22 protein-coding genes and 1 riboswitch are annotated in these 23914 nt (G+C 28.4%); of the genes, 13 read left to right on the top strand and 9 right to left on the bottom strand.

The annotated features are described in order from the left end of the window. Positions 1 to 238 precede the first annotated feature (238 nt). The 4 genes from ACYUE0_RS11285 to ACYUE0_RS11270 all read left to right on the top strand — a co-directional run bounded on the left by ACYUE0_RS11285 (position 239) and on the right by ACYUE0_RS11270 (position 4595). Positions 239 to 1582, top strand: a complete 1344-nt coding sequence (locus ACYUE0_RS11285) for a [Fe-Fe] hydrogenase large subunit C-terminal domain-containing protein (RefSeq protein ID WP_460270603.1) — start codon at positions 239 to 241, stop codon at positions 1580 to 1582. Between the two features lie 147 nt (positions 1583 to 1729). After that, a complete protein-coding gene (locus ACYUE0_RS11280; RefSeq protein WP_010297804.1) occupies positions 1730 to 2386 on the top strand; it encodes an HAD family hydrolase in 657 nt (218 codons plus the stop codon). Positions 2387 to 2461: 75 nt separating this feature from the next. Beyond that, positions 2462 to 2908 (top strand): hypothetical protein, encoded by a 447-nt coding sequence (locus tag ACYUE0_RS11275; RefSeq protein ID WP_460270601.1) that lies wholly within the window; start codon positions 2462 to 2464, stop codon positions 2906 to 2908. A 1540-nt stretch (positions 2909 to 4448) separates the two neighbouring features. After that, entirely contained in the window at positions 4449 to 4595 is a 147-nt protein-coding gene (locus tag ACYUE0_RS11270) for a hypothetical protein (protein ID WP_460270599.1), read from the top strand. A gap of 66 nt (positions 4596 to 4661) precedes the next feature. Here the strand turns inward: ACYUE0_RS11270 and ACYUE0_RS11265 are convergent, their stop codons facing one another. Beyond that, the gene (locus ACYUE0_RS11265; RefSeq protein WP_460270598.1) at positions 4662 to 4967 is read right to left on the bottom strand and encodes a hypothetical protein; all 306 of its coding nucleotides are present in this window, start codon (positions 4965 to 4967) and stop codon (positions 4662 to 4664) included. 161 nt (positions 4968 to 5128) lie between these two features. Between ACYUE0_RS11265 and ACYUE0_RS11260 the strand changes: the two genes are divergently transcribed. Beyond that, the gene (locus ACYUE0_RS11260; RefSeq protein WP_010297793.1) at positions 5129 to 5638 is read left to right on the top strand and encodes a GNAT family N-acetyltransferase; all 510 of its coding nucleotides are present in this window, start codon (positions 5129 to 5131) and stop codon (positions 5636 to 5638) included. Between the two features lie 131 nt (positions 5639 to 5769). On the opposite strand, the gene ACYUE0_RS11255 is transcribed toward ACYUE0_RS11260, so the two are convergent. The 5 genes from ACYUE0_RS11255 to ACYUE0_RS11235 form a co-directional block, all read right to left on the bottom strand. Further along, entirely contained in the window at positions 5770 to 6960 is a 1191-nt protein-coding gene (locus ACYUE0_RS11255; protein ID WP_460270596.1) for a PLL family lectin, read from the bottom strand. A 1-nt stretch (position 6961) separates the two neighbouring features. After that, positions 6962 to 7378, bottom strand: coding sequence for a hypothetical protein (locus ACYUE0_RS11250; RefSeq protein ID WP_460270595.1), 417 nt, complete (start codon positions 7376 to 7378; stop codon positions 6962 to 6964). A gap of 312 nt (positions 7379 to 7690) precedes the next feature. Further along, positions 7691 to 9076, bottom strand: a complete 1386-nt coding sequence (locus tag ACYUE0_RS11245) for a L,D-transpeptidase family protein (RefSeq protein ID WP_460270593.1) — start codon at positions 9074 to 9076, stop codon at positions 7691 to 7693. 456 nt (positions 9077 to 9532) lie between these two features. Then, positions 9533 to 9691 carry a hypothetical protein gene (locus tag ACYUE0_RS11240; protein WP_155844783.1) on the bottom strand — a complete coding sequence of 53 codons (159 nt, stop codon included), beginning with the start codon at positions 9689 to 9691 and terminating at the stop codon, positions 9533 to 9535. A gap of 522 nt (positions 9692 to 10213) precedes the next feature. Further along, complete coding sequence (locus tag ACYUE0_RS11235; protein ID WP_460270592.1) at positions 10214 to 10483, bottom strand: hypothetical protein; 270 nt, start codon at positions 10481 to 10483, stop codon at positions 10214 to 10216. A gap of 211 nt (positions 10484 to 10694) precedes the next feature. Here ACYUE0_RS11235 and ACYUE0_RS11230 point away from each other — a divergent pair, with 211 nt between their 5' ends. After that, the gene (locus ACYUE0_RS11230; RefSeq protein ID WP_460270591.1) at positions 10695 to 11192 is read left to right on the top strand and encodes a DNA-binding protein; all 498 of its coding nucleotides are present in this window, start codon (positions 10695 to 10697) and stop codon (positions 11190 to 11192) included. Positions 11193 to 11906: 714 nt separating this feature from the next. Here the strand turns inward: ACYUE0_RS11230 and ACYUE0_RS11225 are convergent. Together ACYUE0_RS11225 and ACYUE0_RS11220 are read right to left on the bottom strand one after the other, a co-directional pair. Continuing rightward, on the bottom strand, positions 11907 to 12467 hold the full coding sequence (locus ACYUE0_RS11225; RefSeq protein ID WP_460270590.1) for an Ltp family lipoprotein: 561 nt from the start codon (positions 12465 to 12467) through the stop codon (positions 11907 to 11909). A 340-nt stretch (positions 12468 to 12807) separates the two neighbouring features. Continuing rightward, positions 12808 to 14364 carry an ABC-F family ATP-binding cassette domain-containing protein gene (locus ACYUE0_RS11220; protein ID WP_061996322.1) on the bottom strand — a complete coding sequence of 519 codons (1557 nt, stop codon included), beginning with the start codon at positions 14362 to 14364 and terminating at the stop codon, positions 12808 to 12810. Between the two features lie 260 nt (positions 14365 to 14624). Further along, positions 14625 to 14697: riboswitch (Fluoride riboswitch) on the top strand. 124 nt (positions 14698 to 14821) lie between these two features. On the opposite strand from ACYUE0_RS11220, the gene ACYUE0_RS11215 reads away from it, so the two are divergent. Then, positions 14822 to 16060 (top strand): chloride channel protein, encoded by a 1239-nt coding sequence (locus tag ACYUE0_RS11215; RefSeq protein WP_460270588.1) that lies wholly within the window; start codon positions 14822 to 14824, stop codon positions 16058 to 16060. Positions 16061 to 16310: 250 nt separating this feature from the next. Beyond that, positions 16311 to 17489: a class I SAM-dependent rRNA methyltransferase gene (locus ACYUE0_RS11210; protein ID WP_460270587.1), complete on the top strand. Its 1179-nt coding sequence runs from the start codon at positions 16311 to 16313 to the stop codon at positions 17487 to 17489. A 947-nt stretch (positions 17490 to 18436) separates the two neighbouring features. On the opposite strand, the gene ACYUE0_RS11205 is transcribed toward ACYUE0_RS11210, so the two are convergent. Further along, positions 18437 to 18619 carry a hypothetical protein gene (locus ACYUE0_RS11205; RefSeq protein WP_010297770.1) on the bottom strand — a complete coding sequence of 61 codons (183 nt, stop codon included), beginning with the start codon at positions 18617 to 18619 and terminating at the stop codon, positions 18437 to 18439. A gap of 445 nt (positions 18620 to 19064) precedes the next feature. Here ACYUE0_RS11205 and ACYUE0_RS11200 point away from each other — a divergent pair, with 445 nt between their 5' ends. From ACYUE0_RS11200 to ACYUE0_RS11180, 5 genes are all read left to right on the top strand, one after another. Next, positions 19065 to 19349, top strand: a complete 285-nt coding sequence (locus ACYUE0_RS11200; RefSeq protein ID WP_061996325.1) for an ArsR/SmtB family transcription factor — start codon at positions 19065 to 19067, stop codon at positions 19347 to 19349. A 53-nt stretch (positions 19350 to 19402) separates the two neighbouring features. Continuing rightward, a complete protein-coding gene (purR, locus tag ACYUE0_RS11195) occupies positions 19403 to 20236 on the top strand; it encodes a pur operon repressor (protein ID WP_061996326.1) in 834 nt (277 codons plus the stop codon). 558 nt (positions 20237 to 20794) lie between these two features. Further along, entirely contained in the window at positions 20795 to 21082 is a 288-nt protein-coding gene (spoVG, locus tag ACYUE0_RS11190) for a septation regulator SpoVG (RefSeq protein WP_061996327.1), read from the top strand. Positions 21083 to 21534: 452 nt separating this feature from the next. Then, positions 21535 to 22899, top strand: a complete 1365-nt coding sequence (gene glmU / locus ACYUE0_RS11185) for a bifunctional UDP-N-acetylglucosamine diphosphorylase/glucosamine-1-phosphate N-acetyltransferase GlmU (RefSeq protein WP_460270585.1) — start codon at positions 21535 to 21537, stop codon at positions 22897 to 22899. 19 nt (positions 22900 to 22918) lie between these two features. Then, the gene (locus tag ACYUE0_RS11180; protein ID WP_460270584.1) at positions 22919 to 23875 is read left to right on the top strand and encodes a ribose-phosphate diphosphokinase; all 957 of its coding nucleotides are present in this window, start codon (positions 22919 to 22921) and stop codon (positions 23873 to 23875) included. The last annotated feature ends 39 nt before the right edge of the window (positions 23876 to 23914 follow it).

The following is a 23914-nucleotide window of genomic DNA, read 5'->3' as shown; positions in this document are numbered from 1 at the left end:
TGAGACATACCCTAAATCACTTAAAATTTAGCACTACATTTTATATAAAAATATTTTAAAGTTATTAAATAAAGTTAAATTGGAACTTATTTCCCTATATAATTAAATATATAAATATGTGTTATATACATCTAGGTATAAAAGGTCAGTAAATGTAAAAACTAAATAGTGATTAAATAAAAAATAATTTATGTTATATTTAAAGATAAATAAGAAATAAAAGGGGTTGAGAACTGTTATGAATAGGAATTATAGTGAATATTTTAAGGATTTAATATTAGCTTATAAAAATGGTGTTTTTGAGACAAAAATAAACGAACTATTAGAAAATGAAAATGAAGATAAAGAAAAATTATGTAGACAATTATCAAGTTTATGTAGTGTTGATTTAGGATATAGTGAGGACTTTGCAGCAAAATTAAAGGATGAAATAAAAAAATATACAGGTAAAGAAAAGATAGTAACTAAGATAAACAGTACCTGTGAAAGTTGTGCGCAGGGGGAAGGTGCTTGTGAAGCTTCTTGTCCATTTGATGCAATTTTGATGAATGAAGAAAACACAGGAAGATATATTGATGTAGAGCGTTGTACTGATTGTGGTAAGTGTGTTGATGCTTGTAAAAGTGGTAATATAGTTGATAAAGTTCAGTTCTTACCATTATTTGAACTTATAAATAGTGATAAACCTGTTATAGCAGCAGTTGCACCAGCTATAGCAAATCAATTTAATGGTGCTAATTTAAATAAGATGAGAACTGCTTTTAAAAATATAGGATTTACAGACATGGTAGAAGTAGCATTTTTTGCAGATATGCTGACCTTAAAAGAAGCAGTAGAGTTTGATGCAATGGTAAAAAATGAAGATGACTTTATGATAACATCTTGTTGTTGTCCTATGTGGGTAGCAATGATTAAAAAAGTATATGGAGATTTGATAAAACATGTTTCTCCATCGGTGTCTCCAATGATAGCAGCAGGAAGAGTAATGAAAAAATTGAATCCAGATGTTAAAGTAGTTTTTGTAGGGCCATGTATAGCAAAAAAATCTGAAGCAAAAGAACCAGATTTATTGGGAGATATCGATTTTGTGTTAACATTCCAAGAAGTACAAGAAATTTTTGATGCTTTAGATGTGGACCCATCTAAACTTTCTGAAACTCCAACGATAGAATATGCTTCAAGAGGTGGAAGGCTTTATGCAAGAACTGGTGGTGTATCTATTGCTATAAAAGAGGCAGTAGAGCTATTATTCCCTAACAAATATGAAAATCTTACAGAAGTACAGGGTAATGGGGTCAAGGAATGTAAAGCTCTATTAAATAAGGTAATCAGTGGAGAAATACATGGTAACTTTATAGAAGGTATGGGTTGCGTTGGGGGATGTGTAGGTGGACCAAAAGCCATTTTAAAAATGGAAGAAGGAACAAAAATGGTAAACGAATGTGCGGAAGATGCAGAGTTTAAAGTAGCAACTCAAAGTGAAAAAATGCAAGAGATATTAAAGGATTTAGATATAAAGGTTCTAAAAGACTTTTTAAATCATGATAAAACCAATATATTTCATAGAAGTTTTAATAAATAATCATATTGCCCTTTAAAGAGTAAAGAGAGTCTTAAGGATAAAAACTATTTCAAGACTCTCTTCTTTTCTGATATACTGAATATATGTATATTAATAAATTAATCATTAATAGATAAAAATAATTTATAAACTAAAGAGGTGAGCGTTATGTTAACTAATATAAAAGCGGCAATATTTGATATGGATGGAACTATTGTAGATTCTATGTGGGTATGGGATAAAATTGATATAGATTACTTAGGAGACCATAAATTAGAGAAACCAGAAAACTTAAAAGATGATATAGCACATTTAAGCTATAATGAAGTAGCTATATACTTTAAAGATAAATTTGAACTTCCTTATACAGTAGAAGAAATAAAAAAACACTGGAATGATATGGCTTATACAGAGTATGAAACAAACGTAAAGCTTAAGTGTGGAGTAGAGGAATTTTTTAAGATATTAAAGAAAAATAATATAAAGATAGCATTGGCCACTAGCAATAGTACAAGCCTTCTAGAAGCTTGCTTAAAAGCCAATGGTATTTATGAATATTTTGATGTTATAACTACAACAAATGAGGTTAGTAGAGGAAAAGACTTCCCGGACGTATATCTTTTAACTGCAGAAAGATTAGGAGTAAAACCTGAGGAATGTTTAGTATTTGAAGATATACTTCCAGCAGTAAAAGGTGCAAAAGCTGCTAATATGAAAGTTGTAGGTGTTCATGATGAACATTCTTTAAAAGATCATGAAGAAATGAAAAAGCTAGTTGATATATTTATAGCTGAATATAACGAGCTTATAGAAAAAATAAAATAGCAAAAGCATAAACCTTAATAAGTATACATATAATAAATTACATATTATAGTAATATTTATTAGGGGGCAGTAATATTGAGATTTATTTTATTGTTAGCTTTAATTTTATTTGGGGGACTAATAATTTATTCATATAATCTTACGTTAAAGCTAAATAAAGAAAGTACTAGATTAAGGGTTTTAGCTAAAATAAATAACGAACTTAAAGGTAAACTAAAGGCGTTTGAAAAGGAAAGTGGTAGTGTTGAAATATCATATATTCCTATAAGCTCATATCATGGAAAAACTATAAACAAAACAGAGCTATACATTGCTCCAATTATAAATATGCCTAAATTAAGAGATTTAGAAAAAGATACTAATTTAGAGATATTAGATTGCTGTGAAGTTTATAATATAATATGGTATGAAGTAAAAGTTATAATCCCAGGAGAAAATAAGAATACTAAAGGGTTTATAAAAGAAAAAGATATAAAAACCTTACAAGTAGTTGAAAATAATATATATCCATATAAAGCATAATCAAATAAATTAATAAATATTTATATGCGTAAATTAAAACAGAGCAAAATTGCTCTGTTTTTTCTGTGGAAAAAATAAAAGTTATACACAAATAAAATATAAAAACACAAACTTATCAACAATTTATTGAAATTTTAATTTAAATTGTTGATAAGTTTATTTGTAATTTAAAAATATTGGTTTAGGGTAAGTGAAAATTTAAAGCGCTATTTAGAAAAATGGAAAAGAAATTCTAATGAATTTATTATTTAATTTTCAAGACTAAACGGCTGAATCGACGTCCTGTCTAGGCAGTCGCTGACCCCGTCCTTGGGGTCAGGTCATGAAAATAAAATATAACTTCATAAGACTTTCTAATTCAATTTTTAATAAAAGACTAATTTAAATTTCCACTTACCATGTGTAAAATTAGGTGATATATTTAAGAATAATATGAATCAGATATAATAAATTTTGAGTTGATATAAATATAACTAAAGCTAAACTCAAAATGTGCAGCCGTAACAAAAAGGACAGGTTCATTTAGTTGTACCACCATAAAAATCTTTAGTACTCAATAAAAAGGTTAGATAAAATAAATTACCGAGCAAAGAACCAGTACTTGAGCTGCAAAGCGGCGTTTCTATCAGGTACTGGTTCTTTACTTATTTTATTGTGGAAATAGAGCAATTGTGGAATCTACAGTTTAAGCGAAGAAAATAGCCGTAAGTGAACCTGTCCCTCTTATGATGGAGCTAATACTGTAAGGACTTGATTGTTTAGGTACTTTGCTAAAGTTAATGTAGTAGGTACTGGTTCTTTACTTGTCTTGTTACGTGAATACGATTTAAATAGTTAAAAATTAATAGTTAAAAGTTAATGAGGAAACTGGATTAGTCCAGTTTCTTTCAACTTAAGGGAGTAAAAATTGAGGTTTAGAGACAAAACAAACTAAAACTATATTCAAAATGTACAGCCGTAACAAATGGGACAGGCACGACTAATGTAGTTCTATAAAATAGATAGTAGCTCTTTAAATTTAATTGCTATAAATAAAAAAAGTTAGCCAGTCCCCAGGTAGCTACTATGTAGCGTAGTTGTTCGGGACTGGCTTTGAATTTTTAGATATAAGTATAAAGTTAGAAGAGTATCAAGTGTTAACGAAGAAAATAAACTTACCGTGCCTGTCCCATTTGTTATGGAGCCAAGACCATAATTTATTACTTAGTTAGATTTAAAAAATACGTTTAGTATTACTAGGAACAAAGTGATTAGTAATAACCATAACTATTAATTATTAACTCTTAACTCTTAATTGATAAAGTCCCATTTGTGATGGAAGTGGAACTTTAGTAAATTACGTGTTTAAAAGTTTTACTAAAACTAAAATAGTGGTACTGGTTCTTTGCTTATTTTATTGTGGAAATAGAGCAATTGTGGAATCTACAGTTTAAGCGAAGAAAATAGCCATAAGTGAGCCTGTCCCTCTTGTGATGGAGCTAATACTGTAAGGTCTTGATTGTTTAGGTGTTTTGCTAAAACTAAGGTGTTGGGACCGACTTTGAGTACTATTGTAGAAAAACAAAAATCAATAAAAGTATCAAAACTAAAGTATAATAAAATAGCTCAAAACGCGTCTGTCCCTCTTGTTATGGGACTAGAACTTTGGATAATCAATTACTTAGAAGTTTTATTTTTTCAGATTTAATAATATCCACAACTATTCACTCTTAACTCTTAACTAGTAAACTCCCTTTTGTGATAGATATATAAATTAGAGAAAATTATATTCATCTAATTCAAGTTTTGTAAAATAATAAGATACAATAATTAATGAAACTATCCAAAGTATTATTAAAACAATATTTTTAATTCCAAATGTTTTACTTAGGAAACTTTTAAGTGCATATAAAAGTATTAAAGCTCCAACTCCACCACCAATTCCTCCAATTAAACTACCACGTAATTGGTTGCAAACAAGATATTTTCCACAAGATTTACATTGAATCCTAGTAAAAGATGTCAAAAACAATATTCTTTTAAAGGGTATTTTATTTTTGCAATTTGGACATTGTGCCATAAAAACCTCCTAATATGAATAATTTATATAATTATATTATCATTTTCAGTTCAATAATATAAAATTAATGTTTTAACATCAATAATTAGTAGGAAGTACTTGTAAAATTATATAAAACAAACTAATGTTTATTATATAGACTAAAAAAATGGGGGTACGTTATGGACAAGTATTTAGAAACTAAAATACCTAATTTTAAAATAAGGTTTGCAACAGAAAAGGATAATAAGTTAATTCTTGATTTTATAAAAGAATTAGCAGATTATGAAAAATTACTACATGAAGTAGTTGCAACAGAAGAGATTTTACATGAATCTTTGTTTGTAAGAAAACAGGCTGAAGTTATTATCGGGGAATATAATAATGAGCCAGTTGGATTTGCGCTATTTTTCCACAATTTTTCTACTTTCTTAGGCAGAGCTAATTTATATCTAGAAGACTTATACATAAGACCAGAAATGAGGGGATTAGGATTAGGAAAATGCCTACTTTCAGCATTAGGTAGAATTGCTGTAGAACGTAACTGTGGAAGATTAGATTGGTGGTGTCTTGATTGGAATGAATCATCAATAAAATTCTATAAGAAAATGGGTGCAATACCAATGGATGAATGGACAGTATATAGAGTACAAGGGGAAGCTCTTAAAAATTTATCTGAAGAACTTAACTAATTTATATAAAATCATATCTATCGAGAGTATATTTTTGATTTGGATATAAAATTTTAAGGCAAAGAAAAAGCACTAATCTTATAAAAATTAGTGCTTTAAACTTTTATTTAATAAATATTTTAGGGTTCTTTTTATTTATAATAAGTGGATATTTGATATAGATTATCATCAGTGCCACAAACAAATACATCTATTCTACTTCTATTTTTTTCACTACAAACAGCTGAAGGTTTAAACTTTAGTTCTCCTCCTATTTTTATGCTATTGGTCCAAATTCCAGCCCATTGCATATAATAAAGTGCATTATCATCACCTTTATAAAAGACGCATAAATTCTTTTGTTTCCATGATGCTGCTGATGGTGAAGATGATATTCTTATCCCAAGATTTTCTTCATTACTCCAAGAAGAACCATTCCAAAATTTATGTATAAGTAAATTATTTTGATTTCTATAAAATACATCTATTCTATTTCTATCCCAAGAAACTGCTGAAGGATCTGATGTTAAATTCCCACCAAGGTTTTCTTCATTACTCCAAGAAGAACCATTCCAAAATTTATGCATAAGCCCATTATCAGAGCCTTTATAAAACACATCTAATCGGCCAATATCCCATGATGATACTGTAGGTGCAGAAGTTAAGTTTCCACCAAGATTTTCTTCATTACTCCAGGAAGAACCATTCCACCATCTATGTTTTAGAGCGTTATCTTCACCTTTATAAAATAAGTCAAGTCTGTTTACTCCCCATGAAACTACGGCTGGGTCTGAGGCTAGTTTACCTCCTAAATTTGTCTCACTACTCCATGAATCTTTCCAGTATCTATATCTAAGAGAATTATCTTCTCCTCTATAGAAAACATCCAATCTACCAAAATCATAAAAATACGCTGCAGGTGCAGATGTTAACTTACCGCCAAGCTTTACCCAATCTTTCCAATCTACTATATTTATCGCTATATCCCTATTAGTTACAAATATATCACTAGAATATTTATAATTTGTTCCATAGATTCCATACATTGCTCTAGAAGCGGAATATCCGCCTGCTTTGTCTACAACCTCACTTGTAAAATAAAGTATTCTATTTGCTGCTTGATGACATACACCATCTATACCATATCTTATTCCAGTCTCATTTGTTTCACTAGGTTTTGACATAATATCTGCTTGTTTTGAGCTCCCTATATGGTTTGCTATCATTCTTCCGCCACTATTTCTTCCAAAGCAACGCCATACCTTACCATCGGAGCTGGATACATAAGTGTGTTCTAAACCAGTACCACCCATTGTAAGAGCATAGGCAAATAAAAAATTCATATTACATCACTCCATTCTTTAGGATATTAGGATCAATTATTTTAATATCATCCATTGGACTAAAATCGAATAACATTTTAAACTTCTTTTCACCTAATTGATTAGCACTTTTATTTATGAATTGAGACATTAAATGGTTTACTTTTTCAGCATATTCATCAGGAGGTATAAGATTATTTAAAAATTTATCATCTAATATGAATTTTTCTTTTAACATATCTTTTTGATATACAGTTAACATCTCAATATCAGCAGCATTAGCATCACTACCTAACTTGTAATCAATCGTTAGCTTTAAATCTTCTGCAAGATAATTATATTCATCAATGTTATTACTTTCATCCAAATATGCCTCATAAAGTAATTTTGATTTTAATAAATGCTCTGCTCTTCTTTTTTCATTTTCTACTTTATTCATCCATTTTCACGCCTTTCATGTATAGTGAAATTTTTCTTATATTTGTTCTTAATTCAATGTGTTATAACATATATCATTCTCTATAATTAAGATATTATTCCATAAAAAAAGAGCTTGAAATTCAAGCTCATAAGTTTTAATAATACAAAAAAGTCATATAGTCTATATCATATTTAATATTGTATAGTGAAATGATTTTTATCATCTTTTTTATGATAATCCTTATTAATATTATTAGCTAATTAAAGCATTTATTTAAGTTAGAATAACAATAAATAAAATTCATATTTCTGAATTTATTTATTATACTGATTAAAAATAACAAATAACAGGTGCTCCAGCGTCAATGTTAGAAAATATTGATTCTGCTAAATTATACGGTGCGTTTACACAACCATGAGAACCGTCTGATTGATAAATATTTCCGCCAAAGGTTGCTCTCCAGGTTGCATCGTGAATTCCAATATCTCCATTAAAAGGCATCCAGAAGGCAACCGGTGTTGCATAGTTAGGACCTGTCAATGTGGCATTCCTTTCTTTATAAACTAACTGATACGTACCTGGTGGTGTTGAATACTTACTATTTGCATTGCCTGTAACTATATCTCCGTCTACAATAAGATTACCATTTTTGTAGAACCATAAATGTTGCTTTGTAAGATTTATTTCCACATAAGTATTACCGATATCATTATCTCCTCTATATAAGGCAATTTGTGCATATGCTGGTTCCTTAGTTGTGACAGTTCCTTTTTTTATAGCTCCAATTAAATATTCCGATTCTTTATCGCTATCAATTAACCATCCATAGTTTCCACCACTAACTGCTATTGCTGTTCCTGATGAGGCAGTAAAATTTCTTGTGCCTCCATAAGTATCATAGGTACGAGATAATGCGTTCATATAATTTTTTACTGCTTCTTCATCAACTGCAACTTTAAAATCTTTATCAACCTTAAGCCAATCATTAATTTTAGAGCCATCTAACACTTCTTTATGTTCTCCAAAGGTGTAAGTAATTTTTGAAGATATATACTTATTAAGTATATCCTTAGCATCAATAATTTCCTTAGAGTTTGAAGTATACTGTGGTTTTTCATAACAATCAATTGATTCTAGATTTATTATAGTTTCTCCTGTGGAAATAGCTTGTTTTATATGATTATATAAAACATCTTTATTTACTTTATTACCACTAATGCTTTCCACTATTTCATAACCATTTTCTGTATATTTAAGGCTAGCATTTTGTGGTTCAATTAAATTACTATCATTAAAGCAAGAAAGATTATTAACAGCTTTTTTTAATAATTCTTCATCAAAAGAAATTATTTCAGGCATATTGAATTTTTTCTTATTAAATAATCCAATAATCCAGTAAAAAGAATTTTCATTCTTTTTTAAGCTTTGAACCTTATCATCACCATTATATTTTAAACCAATATCCTTCCAGATGAGCTTTTCTTTAATGTCATCTCTCTCTTCTAATACCAGGGTATAGCTCTTAATGTTAGAAGTTATTTCTTTATTCACTTCATCTACCGTTTTGCCCCCAACATTAATACAGTTAATTGAGGTTCCAAAAGAAAAATGGTTGGTGAAATATATTGATATACCTAAATATATGATAAGCAAGCTTCCCAAAGTAATAGAAGTACCTATCGCAAGTTTTTTATGTTTACTTTTAAATATTTTCATAATAATTACCCCCCTACATTATTATAAAAAATAAGACAATATAAATTTTTAGTAGAATATAGAATCGATTTCATTTCCATAATATGTAATAATATTGATAATGCGCCTAAAACATGATAATTTTTATCAAACTATAGGGTTCCAAGTTAACTTTCAAAATTATCCATTCCAAAATTTGGATACCTAGAGCAGTTAGACAAGTTGCGAATCACTTAGAATTCAACACTGCATCTTGGATTAAAATATTGTAAAGGTATTGAATAAATTTAAACTGGAGCTTGTTTCCCTATATCTTTAGGAACAAACGCATATAAAAAGAGAGATAGTATTTTCCCTACCGCCCTAAATATCAAATATTATTGAACTATTTTAGTTATTCATTATTCACAAATTATTCTACAATAATATTACTGCATATTTTTAGTATCCCTTGTTCATACCACTCATAAGTATAATTTATTCATCATAAGTATTTATATCACCATGCTGAGAAACATAAAAACAAATAGGAACATGCATTTCATAGCAACTTTCACACATTTCCTTTAAACATTCTGGACATTCTTTTATATTCTCTTCATGAAAATAGTCTTCGCATAATTCGCATTGTATCATACACTGTCACCCCTAACCATAGAATGCATAATCAAATAAATAATAAGTCAGTATTCTAACCTATTTGCCACGAATACTTTGTCAACAAAATACATACATAGCTTCACTATGACCGGATTTTATCTCCTTGTCTCGTGACAAATATCCTTCGAATCTTTGACTAATTATTTTTTTCATATGTCTAATTCAAAATTATACCTTTATGTAATCTTCCTTTCAACTTTATTCGAGCTTATTTACAAAAATTTGGATACATAAAATATTGGTTAGGCTCTAAAGTGCTTAAAATTCTACAAGAAAATGAGTACAATCTCAATATATGAATAGACGGTATAAAGAGTAGAAGAGATATGTCTTATACTATCTTTCTCATCAAGATAATCTTGAACATATTTAACTTTATCATCAGCACTAATTCTATGTTTTTTACTCATAAAAATACTCCCCTCATGATAAACAGTTTTATTATTTTATCTGTCTACTACAAGGGGAGCATATCAGCTAGCAATAGCCCCTTTTTAACTATTTTTTAATATTTAAAGATACAACTTTCATTATCTCTGCTCTTGTTAATTTAGATCCTTTTTCTTTTTTTGCTGCTAGTATTGCAGTTTTTACATTGATTGCATTACTTGATGTTACTGTTGTTATTCCTAATGTTTGATAATATTTTAAAGTTATTGTCCCACTATTTACATAATTTAAAGCAGTTATTACAGTACTTACATTGCTCTTAATTTCAGATTCATTTGTTGTTACCTTCTCCTTCAAATACCAGTTTACATCTTTCACACTCGTTATTCCTATAATTTGATAATCACTTAATTTTCCTTGTCCATTTATTATTTCCTTTATTGCTGATTCTCTTTCATTAGAAATCCTCTGTTTCTTTTTTTTATCCTAAATTATACACCTATTTACATAATATTCCATATAAAGCTTTTTTTCAATAAACGACAATATTGATATAATAGAAAAATTTATATTATTAAGGAGTGTTTTTATGAACGAATTAAATAATAATAAACCTATGAATAATCATTTAAACTATGCTACTAATTTAAATATTAATTCTAATAATAAAATAGCAAATGAAAATTTTAAAAAGGAAATAAATTCTACTATAAATTTTACAAATGACTCAATCCAATTAGATCCTAACAGAAAGAATATTATAAATAAGATTAATGCATCTAAAGCATTTAATGAAGCTTGTGATGATATGAATCTATCATTAAAAGAACTTGGACATTTAACAATTGCGTATGGACGAATATGTTCTGAAATACAAGACCGCGGAATAAATGTCCCTGATTTTAATTTAGATAATTATGATCAAGAAACATCTTCTTTTTTGCCTTTTATTTCTAAAATGAAAGAATTTACTCAAAATTATTTCTCTAAAGATGATCATTTTATTACTTCAGTTATTACTTCAGATGTTTTTTTAGGTTTTTGTGATAAATTTGAAGAAAAATTAAAAAAATATGATTGTTTATGATTTCCTATACCCTTTTTCAAAGGATATAATTTTTAATTCTTTAGATGGCGAAAAAGAATAGCTATTACTTAAAATGCCTATGTTTGAAACATAAGAAATAGCAGATTTTAGAGTAAGCAAGATTCTACCATTATGATAGATTATTGATATTATTCTGTTCCATATAAATATGTAGGGGTTATGGTACATTGCAATTTATCAATTAGAAGTGGAAGAAGATTAATATAATAACAACTAATTTATATTTTGATAGATGGGGTTAAATTTGGAATAGAAATTATGTATAAAACACACAAAAATGAGACTTTTAAATAGTATCAATAGAAAAGGAGCTATCGCATTAGTAGATAAAAAATCTTATGTGCTCCTCTCATGATAAACAGTTTTATTACTTTGTCTGTCTACCACAAGGGGAGCATATCACAATTACTTACATAGCTCCGTTCATTTTTATATATGCATTATGTTATTTTTAGGGTCATTCTTCACAATTCCAGATATCTGTTACTACATCTTGGTAGAATTTTGGTTGATGGAATACTATTAAGATTGGTTTTTAATGCTCTTTTCAATTCTTTCTTAATAAAATTCTATAAGAAAATGAATACAATCTCAATATATAATAGGCGGTATAAAGAGTAGAAGACAAAGAAAAAGCACCTAGTTTTTATACTAGATGCTTAAGTTAGCTTTTTTATATTTATAAGGAATATATTATTCCAAATTGTCTATAGCATATTGTGCTTCTTCTGGTGTAAATTTCTCACCATATTCTGATATTAATTGATCATAAATTGCACTTGGTGACATTGCCATATCTTTCTGATATGTTTTTGCTTTATTTAGTGCATTTTTATTCCAATCTGCATTTATATTATCTATAGCATACTGAGCTGCCTCTGCTGTAAATTTTTCTCCATATTCTGATGTTAGCTGGTCATACAATCCAGCTTTGGACATACTCATAGTATCGCTATATACTTTGGCCTTTTTTAATGCAGACTTATATTCTGTTGGAATATCTTCTGCTTTTTCTTTTACTGGAGCATTTTCTTCTGTTTTTTGATTCTGACTAACTTCCTGTTTATTTTCAGTATCTAATTTTGAATCATTTGAAATTGCATTACCCATAGCTCCAATAATAATTACCGCAAATATCCAAAACCACACTTTTTTATAAAATGGTTTTTTGTTTTTTGCTCCACAACTTGGACAAAACTTTGCGCTCGATGCTATTTCTTTAGAACAAGTTTTACATTGTATCATTTTACCCATTAAAATTTCCTCCTACTAAATATATATAATTCCATTCTCCTTAATTATACATATTTCGCTTGTCCAAGTCTATTAAGCTTTGGAAGTTATTATTGTGGTTTCACATATTTTGAAATTAAAATTAAGCATTTTGCTTATGCTCACCCTATTAGAACTTCTTACTGCTCTTTTCTTTTTCTCATTTCTCTTATTAATGTGCTCTTAGATATATTTGTTATCTCTTCAACTTCTTTATAAGAATATTTTTCACTATTAATCATATATTAAGCAACTTATACGTAAAAAAAGAGCTATCGCTCATCTAACCTTTAGTTGGTTTTGCAATAGCTCCTTAATTTTATTATACTATTTTAGTTGTCCATTCTTCACAATTCCAGATATCTGTTACTATGTCTTGGTAGAATTCTGGTTCGTGGCATACCATTAGGATTGTTCCTTTGTATGCTTTTAATGCTCTTTTTAATTCTTCTTTAGCATCTACATCTAAGTGGTTTGTAGGCTCGTCAAGGATTAGTATGTTAGTTTCTCTGTTTAGTATTTTACAAAGTCTAACTTTTGATGCTTCTCCTCCTGATAGAACCATTATCTTGCTTTCTATGTGTTTTGTTGTAAGTCCACATTTTGCAAGGGCAGAACGAACTTCATACTGAGTATATCCAGGGAAGTCTTGCCAAAATTCTTCTATACAAGTGTTGTAATTTGCATCTTTTATTTCTTGTTCAAAGTAGCCTATATATTGATAGTCACCAAGTTCAACTTCTCCACTTAATGCTCTTATTTCACCCATAAGGCTTTTTAAAAGTGTAGTTTTTCCAAGTCCATTAGCGCCAACAAGAGCAACTTTTTTACCTCTTTCTAAATATAAATTTAGTGGTTTAGATAGAGGTGAACCATAACCTATAACTAAATCTTTAGTTTCAAATATCATTTTTCCAGAAGTTCTAGCTTCTTTAAAATTGAATGTTGGTTTTGGTTTTTCTTGTGCAAGTTCAATTCTATCTATTTTATCAAGTTTCTTTTGTCTTGCTTTAGCCATACCAGTTGTAGCAACGTTAGCTTTATTTCTTGCAACGAAATCTTCTAGTTTAGCAATTTCAGCTTGTTGTCTTTCATAAGCTTGCTCTAATTGTTTCTTTCTAGCTTCATATATTCTTTGGAAATCATCATAACTTCCAACATATCTATTTAACTGTCTATTATCAACATGATAAACAAGGTTTATTACTGAATTTAAGAATGAAATATCATGTGATATTAATATAAATGCATTTTCATAGTTTTGTAGATAACGCTTAAGCCATTCTATATGTACTTCATCTAAATAGTTAGTAGGCTCATCAAGAAGCAATATGTCTGGGTTTTCAAGAAGCAGTTTTGCAAGTAAAACTTTAGTTCTTTGACCACCACTTAAATCAGTAACATCTTTATCAAGGCCTACATCATTAAGACCTAATCCTCTTGCCACTTCTTCAACTTTAGCATCTATAACATAGAAACCATTGTTATCTAATAGGTCTTGAATAGTTCCCATATCTTCAAGTAATTTTTCAAGTTCTTCAGGGGTAGCCTCTGCCATTTTATCAGTTATTGCTAACATTTCAGTTTCTAAATCAAATAGATATTTAAAAGCGCCTCTTAAAACGTCTCTTATGCTTTCGCCCTTTTGAAGTTGTGCATGTTGATCCATGTAACCAACTCTCACTCTGTTTGACCATTCAATTTTTCCTTCATCAGGCATTAATTTACCTGTAATTATGTTCATGAAAGTAGATTTACCTTCACCGTTAGCACCAATAAGTCCAACGTGTTCACCTTTTAAAAGTCTAAAAGAAACATCTTCAAATATAGCTCTATCGCCGAATCCGTGATTCATATTTTTTACCGTAAGAATACTCATCCTAAATCTCCTTTAATATGTATATATAATTTATAATTAATTTCAAATTATGTTATAATTTTAGTCTACTATTTTATTTCATACGACTTATAGTTTAAATGATTATATTATATTATGTCAAAAGAATTTTGTGGAATATAAACAAAATAGGGTTATGCATAATTGAAAAATAGGTGCTGTTATGATATATTTATGAATGTAAAAATAAATAAGAAATTAAATAGGCAAGAATACTAACCTAGTATTCCTTTGATTATGCCTTATTAACTGGGAATGAAGTTCTCCCATGAATATTCTAAACCGTCTTTACAGACTAATGACTTCTATGATTTTTTTGTCGTAGATTCATTAGTCTTTTTTACTTTCAAAAACTTTAAAGTTTTTGAATAAAGTTAAATAGCAGTTTGTTTATTTATAACTTTGGAAAACATAAATATAGAAAGGAGATAAAATTTTCATGGAATTTAAAAGACATATAAAACTATTTACCCTTATAATTTTAACAGCAGTAATTATGGGGTGTGCGTCTGCTATTTTTCTACAGTCTTTAGAGTATGTTACTAATTTTCGTATGAGTCATTATCAATTATTTTATTTAATTCCACTCATTGGTGTAGCAACAGCATTTATATATAATAATTATGGCAAAGGTTCTCAAAGAGGAAACAACCTTATTATTGAAAGCACTCATAAGGAAACTAAAGTACCATTAAGAATGGCATTTTTAACATTTATATTTACAGTTTTAACACATCTTGTAGGTGGTTCTGCAGGAAGAGAGGGAACAGCAGTTCAAATAGGAGGGACCGTAACTAATAAATTAGCTAATATATTTAAACTAGAGGGAAAAGATAAAAAAACCTTAATAATGGTAGGAATCAGTTCTGCTTTTGGTTCTGTATTTGGAACTCCACTTGCTGGGACATTCTTTGGAGTTGAAGTTTGTTTTATTGGTAAATTAAGTTATGAGTCTATATTTCCTTGTTTTATAGGAGCATATGTTGCAGATTATGTAACAAACTTTTTTGGAATAAAACACTCTATACACTCTATAATTTCAGTTCCCAATATAACTATATATACACTAGTTATAACTATAATTTCAGCTTGCATTTTTGGAATTGTAGGTAAGCTATTCTCTAGAAGTATAAAATTTTTAAAGAAAATTTACTCTAGTAAAATAAAGAATTATTTACTTAGAGCATTAATATCATCTTTTATTGTTCTTATTATAATAGTAATATTTAATTTTTATGAATATGGAGGATTAAGTACTTGGTTAATAGATGCAGGCTTTAATGGTACCAGTTCAATAGGTGATTCTGTTAAGAAATTTATACTTACTGTACTAACATTAGCATCTGGATTTCAGGGGGGAGAAGTAACTCCTTTATTTGATATAGGGGCATCTTTAGGTGGTGCAATTGGACAAATAGCTCATATAGAACCATCATTATTAGCGGCACTTGGTTTAATCTGTGTTTTTGGTAGTGCAACTAATACACCAATAGCAACAATAATGCTTGGAATTGAAATGTTTGGTGATAGGGCAATACCATACTATATTATAAGTGTACTAATAAGTTACTATATAGGCGAACATAATAGTATTTATGGAGCACAAGTAATAGAGACTCCTAAAAAAAGCAAATACTTAAAAGATAAAGGGTACAGCATAGAAGAAATTTTAAAATAAATTTTAAAATCTATCTTAATTTAGGCATAATCAAATAAATAATAGACCAGTATTCTTGCATGAAACTGTGCTGTACAATATAATCATAATGTAAAAAAATAAACAATAAAATATGTAAGAAACTAAAGACAGTGTTCAAAAAATAAACTAAAAAAGGGAGGATGTTGCCAGAAACAAAGAACATTGCAAAGATTAAATTATAAAATACTAAAGAATTTAATTCTTATAATTTTTGGTGACAATCAATAGAATGGCTTGTAAGTTTTATTTAGACAAGGGTAGAGGAAAAAGAACATTAAGTGGTCATCCATGGGTTTTTTCAACAGAAATACACGGTTATGATGGTGAATATACAAACGGTGATATAGTTGAAGTTTATACAGCGGAAGATAAGTTTATAGGTAAAGGATACATAAATGATGCATCTCAAATATCTATAAGAATAATGACAAGAGATATAAATGAAGAGATTGATAAAGAGTTTTTTAGAAAAAGATTAAAAGATGCATGGGAATATAGAAAAAAGGTTGTTGATACATCTTCTTGTAGATTTATATTCGGAGAGGCTGATTTTCTTCCAGGTATAGTAATAGATAAATTTGAAGATGTATATGTTATACAATCTTTAGCATTAGGTATTGATCAATATAAACAAATTATTGTAGATGTACTTGTAGAAGAGTATGGTGCAAGAGGTGTTTATGAGAGAAGTGATGCACAGGTAAGATTAAAAGAGGGTATGGAACTTAAAAAAGGTTTTTTAACTGAGCCTTTTGAAACTATGATAACTATAGAAGAAAATGGTGTTAAATATAATGTTGATATAGAAAATGGTCAAAAAACAGGATTTTTCTTAGACCAAAAGGAAAATAGAAAAGCAATACATAAAATATGTAAAGATGCAGATGTAATAGATGTATTTACACATACAGGGTCTTTTGCATTAAATGCAGGAATTGCAGGAGCTAAAAGTGTTTTAGGAATAGATATATCTCAGCATGCAGTAGATTTTTGCAGAAAAAATGCAGAACTTAACAACCTTGAAGATACAGTTAAATTTGAATGTCATGATGCTTTTGAAATTTTAAAAGAACTTAACTATGAGAAAAAAGAATATGATGTAGTTATACTTGATCCGCCAGCATTTACAAAGGCAAGAGAAACTATAAGAAATGCTAAAAAAGGATATAAAAAAATAAACTTTAGAGGTATAAAACTTGTTAAAAAAGGTGGATATTTAGTAACAGCTTCTTGTTCTCATTTTATGGATCCACAATCGTTCAAAGAAGCTATATATGAAGCTGCAAGGGATGCAGGTAGATTATTAAGACAAGTTGAATTTAAAACACAAGCCCCAGACCATCCTATATTATGGACAGCAGATGAAGAATCTTACTACTTAAAATTCTTTATTTTCCAAGTTATATAATTGACAATTTACATTTAACAATTAAAAAAATTAAGGATTAAGAACATTATATAATTGACATTTGACAAAGGACAATTGACAATGATGGAGGAAACTGGATTACCAGTTTCTTTTTAATTGAAAGGCATAAATTCTAAATTTGAGAGATTAAACTAACAAAAGTTATACTCAGAGTTTATAGCCGTAACAAATGGGACAGGCACGAATGGTTTAATTACATAAAATAGAGAGTAGCTCTTTAAAGTTAGTTATCATAAGTAAAAAAGTTAGCCAGTCCCCCTTAAAAGAGTTAAGAGTTAAGACGTAATAGTTAATAGTTCAGGATGAAAGTGGAGGCCACTTTCTTTTTAATCTAATCATATAATTTGCTTTGCAAATTTATATAAAAGTACGTTTAGAATTACTAGGAACGAAGTGAGTAGTAATAACCACAACTATTAATTATTAACTCTTAACTATTAACTGATAAAGTCCCATTTGTGATGGAGGCAACACTAGAAGTAATTGCTTATTTAAAGGCTTCACTAAAACCCAAATAAGGGTACTGGTTCTTTTTTTATTTTATTATGGGAATACAGTAATTGTGGAATCTACAATTAAGCGAAGAAAATAGCCACAAATGAACCTGTCCCTCTTGTGATGGAGGTAAAACTTTGAACGATTGCATACTTAGTTGAGGTAGAGATTTTTAGAAAATTGACAATGGACAAAGGATAATTAAAAAAATTAAGGATTATGAATTAAGAATTCAGGATGAAAGTGGTAACCACTTTCTGAAAATGATTTTTAAAGATACGTTTAGCATTACTAGGAACGAAGTGAGTAGTAATAACCACAACTGTTAACTATTCACTCTTAACTCTTAATTAGCAAAGCGTTACAACTCTTAACTAGCAAAGCGTTATAAATACATAAATAAAAGGCTTAGATAATTCTAAGCCTTTTATTTATCTTAATCTAATAAGAGAGTCTGTTTCAACGGATTTTACAATTGAGTTATCCATTGGTAGTTGAGAAGAAAACTCGTCTGTTCTAGAACTATTATTTAAATTATTAGATTCTAATGCACCTTGTTGTTTTCCAAGATTATAAGCATTTTTCAAATCTTCTTCAGTAAAAATTTTTTTCATGTTATCACCTCTTAAAGAAATAAATGTTATATTTATTATTCCAAATGTTTTCTCAAATATTCAAAAATAATAAACATCCTAAAATATTTCACATGTTTTTATTTAATCTAAAAAGTTCTTGCTTAAATAAACAGATTGGGAAACAAATTCATATTTAAGTTTAAGATTTTATCTTATTAAAGTAGGTTTATTTTCAGTAAAAGATGATAAAAATATATAAATACTGACTAAACACAGGGAAATATGATAATATTGTATTATATAAAAGATTTTAATCTTAAAATTTACGTTTAAAGGTAAATTAATTATACAAATATATATAAAAATATTTTACTATATTAGGTTAGAATTTATAAATCGATATAGCATGATGGTTATATTTAAAGATTATAATATATAGATATTATTTAAAGGTTTATATTTAGGTAGAAAGGTTGTTGATGTTATGAATAAGGATATAAAAGAATTGTATGTAGAGTATGCAGATATATTAAAAGCACTAGCACATCCAGTTAGATTATGTATAGTTAAAGGATTATTAGAGCAAGGTGAAAGAAATGTAACGTGTATGCAAAATTGTTTAGATTTGCCACAATCTACAGTTTCTCAACATTTACAAAAATTAAGATCCGCAGGTATAATAAAAGGCAACAGAGATGGTCTTGAAGTTAATTATTATATATGCAATGATAAGGTGAAAGAAATCATATCAGTTTTATTCGAGATGTAGTATAGATTTTTATATAAATTTATTAAAATTCTTATTCAGAAAGGTAGTTAAATATGGGAAGAGATTGTGATAAGTTTAGTAGAAACCAAAGAATAGTAGGAATAACTAAAGTTTTAACTGAAACACCAAATAAAGTGGTGAACTTAAATACATTTACAGAAATGTTTAATGCTGCAAAGTCAACAGTTAGTGAAGACGTAGTTATTGTTAGAGAGACGTTAGAAAAATTATCAGTAGGTAAAGTTGAAACTGTTTCAGGAGCAGCTGGAGGAATAAAGTTTACTGTAGATATATCAGAAGAAGAAAAAGAAAAATTTGAAAAAAAACTTTGTGAAATAGCAAGTGAAGAAGATAGAGTAATGGTTGGGGACTTTTTATATGTTACTGATTTAATATTTAATCCAAATATAATAGTTCCAGCAGCAAAAATATTATCATCAATATTTAAAGATTTAGACGTTGATTATGTTGTAACAATAGAAACTAAAGGAATTCCACTAGCATATGAAGTTGCTAAAAATTTAGGGGTTCAATTAGTAACAGTAAGAAATAGAAATAAAGTTACAGAAGGTGCAAGTGTTTATGTAAATTACATATCAGGAACAAATAAGAGAATACAAACAATGTCCCTTTCAAGAAAAGCAATGAAAAAGAATAGTAAATGCGTGTTTATAGATGATTTTATGAGAGGTGGCGGAACTGCAAAAGGTATAAAGGAGCTGCTTTCAGAGTTTGATAGTGAACTTTTAGCTTGTGGAGTGTTAGTAGATAATAATTCAGAAGGACAAGAAAAGCTAATGGATAATTACATATCAATAATTGAGTTTAATGGAATAAACCAAGAGGGAAGAGCTATGGTTAACCCTTCTGATAAGCGTACTTTATAGGAATACAAATTTTTGTTGTATTAAAAAAACAAGCACAGCTTTAGGTAGTTAAGAGTTAAGAATTAAGAGTTAAGGGTTCAGGATGAAAGTGGCAACCACTTTCTTTTAAATCTATAAATATAATTTGCATTGCAAATTTATATAAAAAAATACGTTTAGCATTATTAGGAACGAAGAGAGTAATAATAACCGTAACTCTTAACTATTCACTATTAACTTTTAACTAGCGAAGCGTTGCAACTTTTAACTCTTAAATGAAATAATCTGTTAACTATCAATAAAATATTATTTTTGATGTTCTCATTGGTAAATGAATAGTTTTAAAGGTTAACTTGGAACACTATATCAAATTAAGTTTTTAAAAGAATTTTATTGTAGTGGTAAATGTAGATTTATAAATTAATTGTAATTGAATGAATGATAATTTTCACATATAGATAAGTAGAATTCGAATAAGAGATAGAAAATACAGAAAATAAAAAATTATTCAACAAAAAGAAGGAAATTTGAAAAATATGGAGAATAATACTCTTATAGTACAGCTTGGAGGTGGAATTCATGCAAATTACAGATGTTAGAATAAGAAAAATTGCCACAGAGGGAAAAATGAAAGCAATAGTTTCTATAACTTTCGATAATGAATTTGTTATACACGACATTAAAGTTATAGAGGGACAAAATGGTTATTTCATTGCTATGCCTAGTAGAAAAACTCCAGATGGAGAGTTTAAGGATATAGCTCACCCAATTAATACAGAAACAAGAGAAAAAATACAAACAGCTATTCTTACTGAGTATGAAAGGGTTATACAAGAAGAACCTAAAGTAGAACCAGATTCAGAATAGAGTGAAGTTTAAAATAAAAAGGAGTACACTCCTTTTTATTTTTTTATGCTTTTAAATGTATAATTTATTCAAAAAAAAGAAAAAAGTGTAACAAATTATGTTAAAAAAGAGGATTAATTAGCAAAAAAAGGTGTACTTTTTCACATAAAAGTATAAAAATATTCACTTTTATTTGCAAAACATTAGTATATAAAATATAATTAATAAGGATATAAATAATATTTTATAAATTTATTTAAAAGCAATTTATTGCGTAAAAAAATTTTATACAAAATTAATAGAAAATTAAATAGTTGAAAATTATATATAAAAAAATTAAATAAAAGAGAAGTATAATTATTAATGATATGTCATTAATTTTATTTTAAATATATAACGTAATGAATATTTAATACATATTTAATAAAAACTTATTCATAGTAAGAAATAGATTATTTAAAGAGGTGTTTTAAGTGTATAAATGTACCATTATATTAGCCGCTGGACAAGGATCGAGAATGAAATCAGACATTCCAAAAATGTTACATAAAGTTTGCGGTAAGGAAATGATAAATCACGTTATAGATACTTTAAGAAAGTGTGATATAGAGGATATTGATGTAGTAATAGGAAACGGTGCTGAAAAAGTAAAAGCAGGTACTGAAAGTAGAAAAGTTCAATATTCTGTTCAAAAGGAACAATTAGGAACAGGCCATGCAGTAATGTGTGCTGAAGACTTTTTAAAAGGTAAAAAAGGAACAGTAGCTATATTTGTAGGAGATGGCCCATTAATTACAAAAACTACAGTTGAAAAATTATTTAGCTATCATGAAGAAAATCAGTATAGTGCAACTATATTAACTTCAATAATGGAAAACCCAGCTAAATATGGAAGAATTATTAGAAATGAAGAAAATCAAGTTGAAAAAATTGTAGAATTTAAAGACTGTAATGAAGAAGAAGTTAAGGTAAAAGAAATAAATTCTGGTATGTATTGCTTTGATATAGAATCATTATTATCTACATTATCAAAATTAAATAATAATAACAATCAAGGAGAATACTATTTAACAGATGTAATAGAAATACTAAAAAAAGAAGGAAAAAAAGTAGGAGCTGTAGATGTTCCAGTTGATGAAATTACAGCAGTAAATTCTAAAGTAGAACTTGCAGTTGCAGAAGAGATAATGAGAAAAAGAATTAATAAAAAACACATGGAAAATGGAGTTATATTAATAGATCCTAATAATGTTTATATAAATTGTGATGTTGAAATAGGAAAAGATACAATTATTTATCCAAATAACGTTATAGAAGGAAAAACTGTAATAGAAGATAATTGTACAATTTATCCAGGATGTAGAATAAAAGATAGTGTCATAGAAGAAAATGTAACAATTCAAAGTTCAGTAATAATGGAAAGTACAGTAGGAAAAGAAACAACAGTAGGACCATTTGCATATATACGTCCACAAAGTGTTATAGGAAATAAAGTTAAAATAGGAGATTTTGTTGAAGTTAAGAAATCCCAAATAGGTGATGGAACAAAAATATCTCATCTAACTTATATAGGTGATGCAGAAGTAGGTAAAAACTGTAATTTTGGTTGTGGTACAGTGGTAGTGAACTATGATGGAGTAAATAAACATAAAACTATAGTTGGAGACAATTCATTTATTGGTTGTAATACAAACTTAGTTTCTCCAGTTGAAGTAGAAAGCAACACTTACATTGCAGCAGGATCAACTATTACAGAAAAAGTGCCTGAAAACGCTTTAGCAATAGCAAGAGCAAGGCAAATAAATAAAGAAAATTGGGTTAAAAAAAATAATAAGTAATAAAATGGGAGGACTACATATGATATCGCATGGTAAAAACATTAAGATTTTTACAGGAAATTCTTATCCAAAGTTAGCAGAGGACATAGCCAATATTCTAGGACTAAAAGTTGGGGAGTCAAAAGTTGGGCACTTCAGTGATGGTGAAATATCTGTTAATATAGCAGAAACAGTTAGAGGGCTTGATGTTTTTGTTGTTCAACCAACAAACTCACCAGTAAATGACAATTTAATGGAACTTTTAATAATGATTGATGCTTTAAAAAGAGCATCAGCAGGAAGAATAACTGCAGTTATGCCTTATTATGGATATGCAAGACAAGACAGAAAAGCTAAGGCAAGAGATCCAATCACAGCTAAGTTAGTTGCAGATTTAATAACAGCAGCAGGTGCAGATAGAGTATTAACAATGGACCTACATGCTGCTCAAATTCAAGGTTATTTTGACATACCAGTTGATAACTTAACAGGTGCACCAATACTAGCTAAACACTTCATCGAAAATGGTTTTAAAGATCAAGATGACGTTGTGGTAGTTTCTCCAGACTTAGGAAGTGTAACTCGTGCAAGAAACTTTGCAGATAGATTAAATGCACCAATAGCAATAATTGATAAAAGAAGACCAAAAGCTAATGTATGTGAAGTAATGAACATAATAGGGGAAATAAAAGGTAAAAGAGTTATACTTATAGACGATATGATAGACACTGCAGGAACTATATGTAATGGAGCAAATGCACTAGTTGAAAGAGGTGCTAAAGAAGTTTATGCATGCTGTTCACATGGTGTTTTATCTGGCCCAGCAATAGAAAGAATTGAAAAATCTTCAATAAAAGAACTTATTGTTTTAGGAACAATTGAATTAAAAGAAGAAAAGCAAATTGATAAGATAAAAACAATATCAGTTGCACCTATATTTGCAGAAGCAGTTAAAAGAATATATGAAGATGTATCTGTAAGTAAATTATTTGATTAATAATAAAAAATAATATTATAATTTATTAAAATGTAAGTA

The sequence above is a fragment of the Clostridium sp. CTA-19 genome (assembly GCF_054767855.1).
This window is presented reverse-complemented; position numbering and strand designations above follow the sequence as displayed.

Coding starts and splice junctions, on each gene's coding strand:
- ACYUE0_RS11285 (WP_460270603.1), top strand. CDS start 239: ATGAATAGGAATTATAGTGAATATTTTAAGGATTTAATATTAGCTTAT.
- ACYUE0_RS11280 (WP_010297804.1), top strand. CDS start 1,730: ATGTTAACTAATATAAAAGCGGCAATATTTGATATGGATGGAACTATT.
- ACYUE0_RS11265 (WP_460270598.1), bottom strand. CDS start 4,967: ATGGCACAATGTCCAAATTGCAAAAATAAAATACCCTTTAAAAGAATA.
- ACYUE0_RS11260 (WP_010297793.1), top strand. CDS start 5,129: ATGGACAAGTATTTAGAAACTAAAATACCTAATTTTAAAATAAGGTTT.
- ACYUE0_RS11255 (WP_460270596.1), bottom strand. CDS start 6,960: ATGAATTTTTTATTTGCCTATGCTCTTACAATGGGTGGTACTGGTTTA.
- ACYUE0_RS11250 (WP_460270595.1), bottom strand. CDS start 7,378: ATGAATAAAGTAGAAAATGAAAAAAGAAGAGCAGAGCATTTATTAAAA.
- ACYUE0_RS11245 (WP_460270593.1), bottom strand. CDS start 9,076: ATGAAAATATTTAAAAGTAAACATAAAAAACTTGCGATAGGTACTTCT.
- ACYUE0_RS11240 (WP_155844783.1), bottom strand. CDS start 9,691: ATGATACAATGCGAATTATGCGAAGACTATTTTCATGAAGAGAATATA.
- ACYUE0_RS11230 (WP_460270591.1), top strand. CDS start 10,695: ATGAACGAATTAAATAATAATAAACCTATGAATAATCATTTAAACTAT.
- ACYUE0_RS11225 (WP_460270590.1), bottom strand. CDS start 12,467: ATGGGTAAAATGATACAATGTAAAACTTGTTCTAAAGAAATAGCATCG.
- ACYUE0_RS11220 (WP_061996322.1), bottom strand. CDS start 14,364: ATGAGTATTCTTACGGTAAAAAATATGAATCACGGATTCGGCGATAGA.
- ACYUE0_RS11215 (WP_460270588.1), top strand. CDS start 14,822: ATGGAATTTAAAAGACATATAAAACTATTTACCCTTATAATTTTAACA.
- ACYUE0_RS11210 (WP_460270587.1), top strand. CDS start 16,311: ATGGCTTGTAAGTTTTATTTAGACAAGGGTAGAGGAAAAAGAACATTA.
- ACYUE0_RS11205 (WP_010297770.1), bottom strand. CDS start 18,619: ATGAAAAAAATTTTTACTGAAGAAGATTTGAAAAATGCTTATAATCTT.
- ACYUE0_RS11200 (WP_061996325.1), top strand. CDS start 19,065: ATGAATAAGGATATAAAAGAATTGTATGTAGAGTATGCAGATATATTA.
- purR (WP_061996326.1), top strand. CDS start 19,403: ATGGGAAGAGATTGTGATAAGTTTAGTAGAAACCAAAGAATAGTAGGA.
- spoVG (WP_061996327.1), top strand. CDS start 20,795: ATGCAAATTACAGATGTTAGAATAAGAAAAATTGCCACAGAGGGAAAA.
- ACYUE0_RS11180 (WP_460270584.1), top strand. CDS start 22,919: ATGATATCGCATGGTAAAAACATTAAGATTTTTACAGGAAATTCTTAT.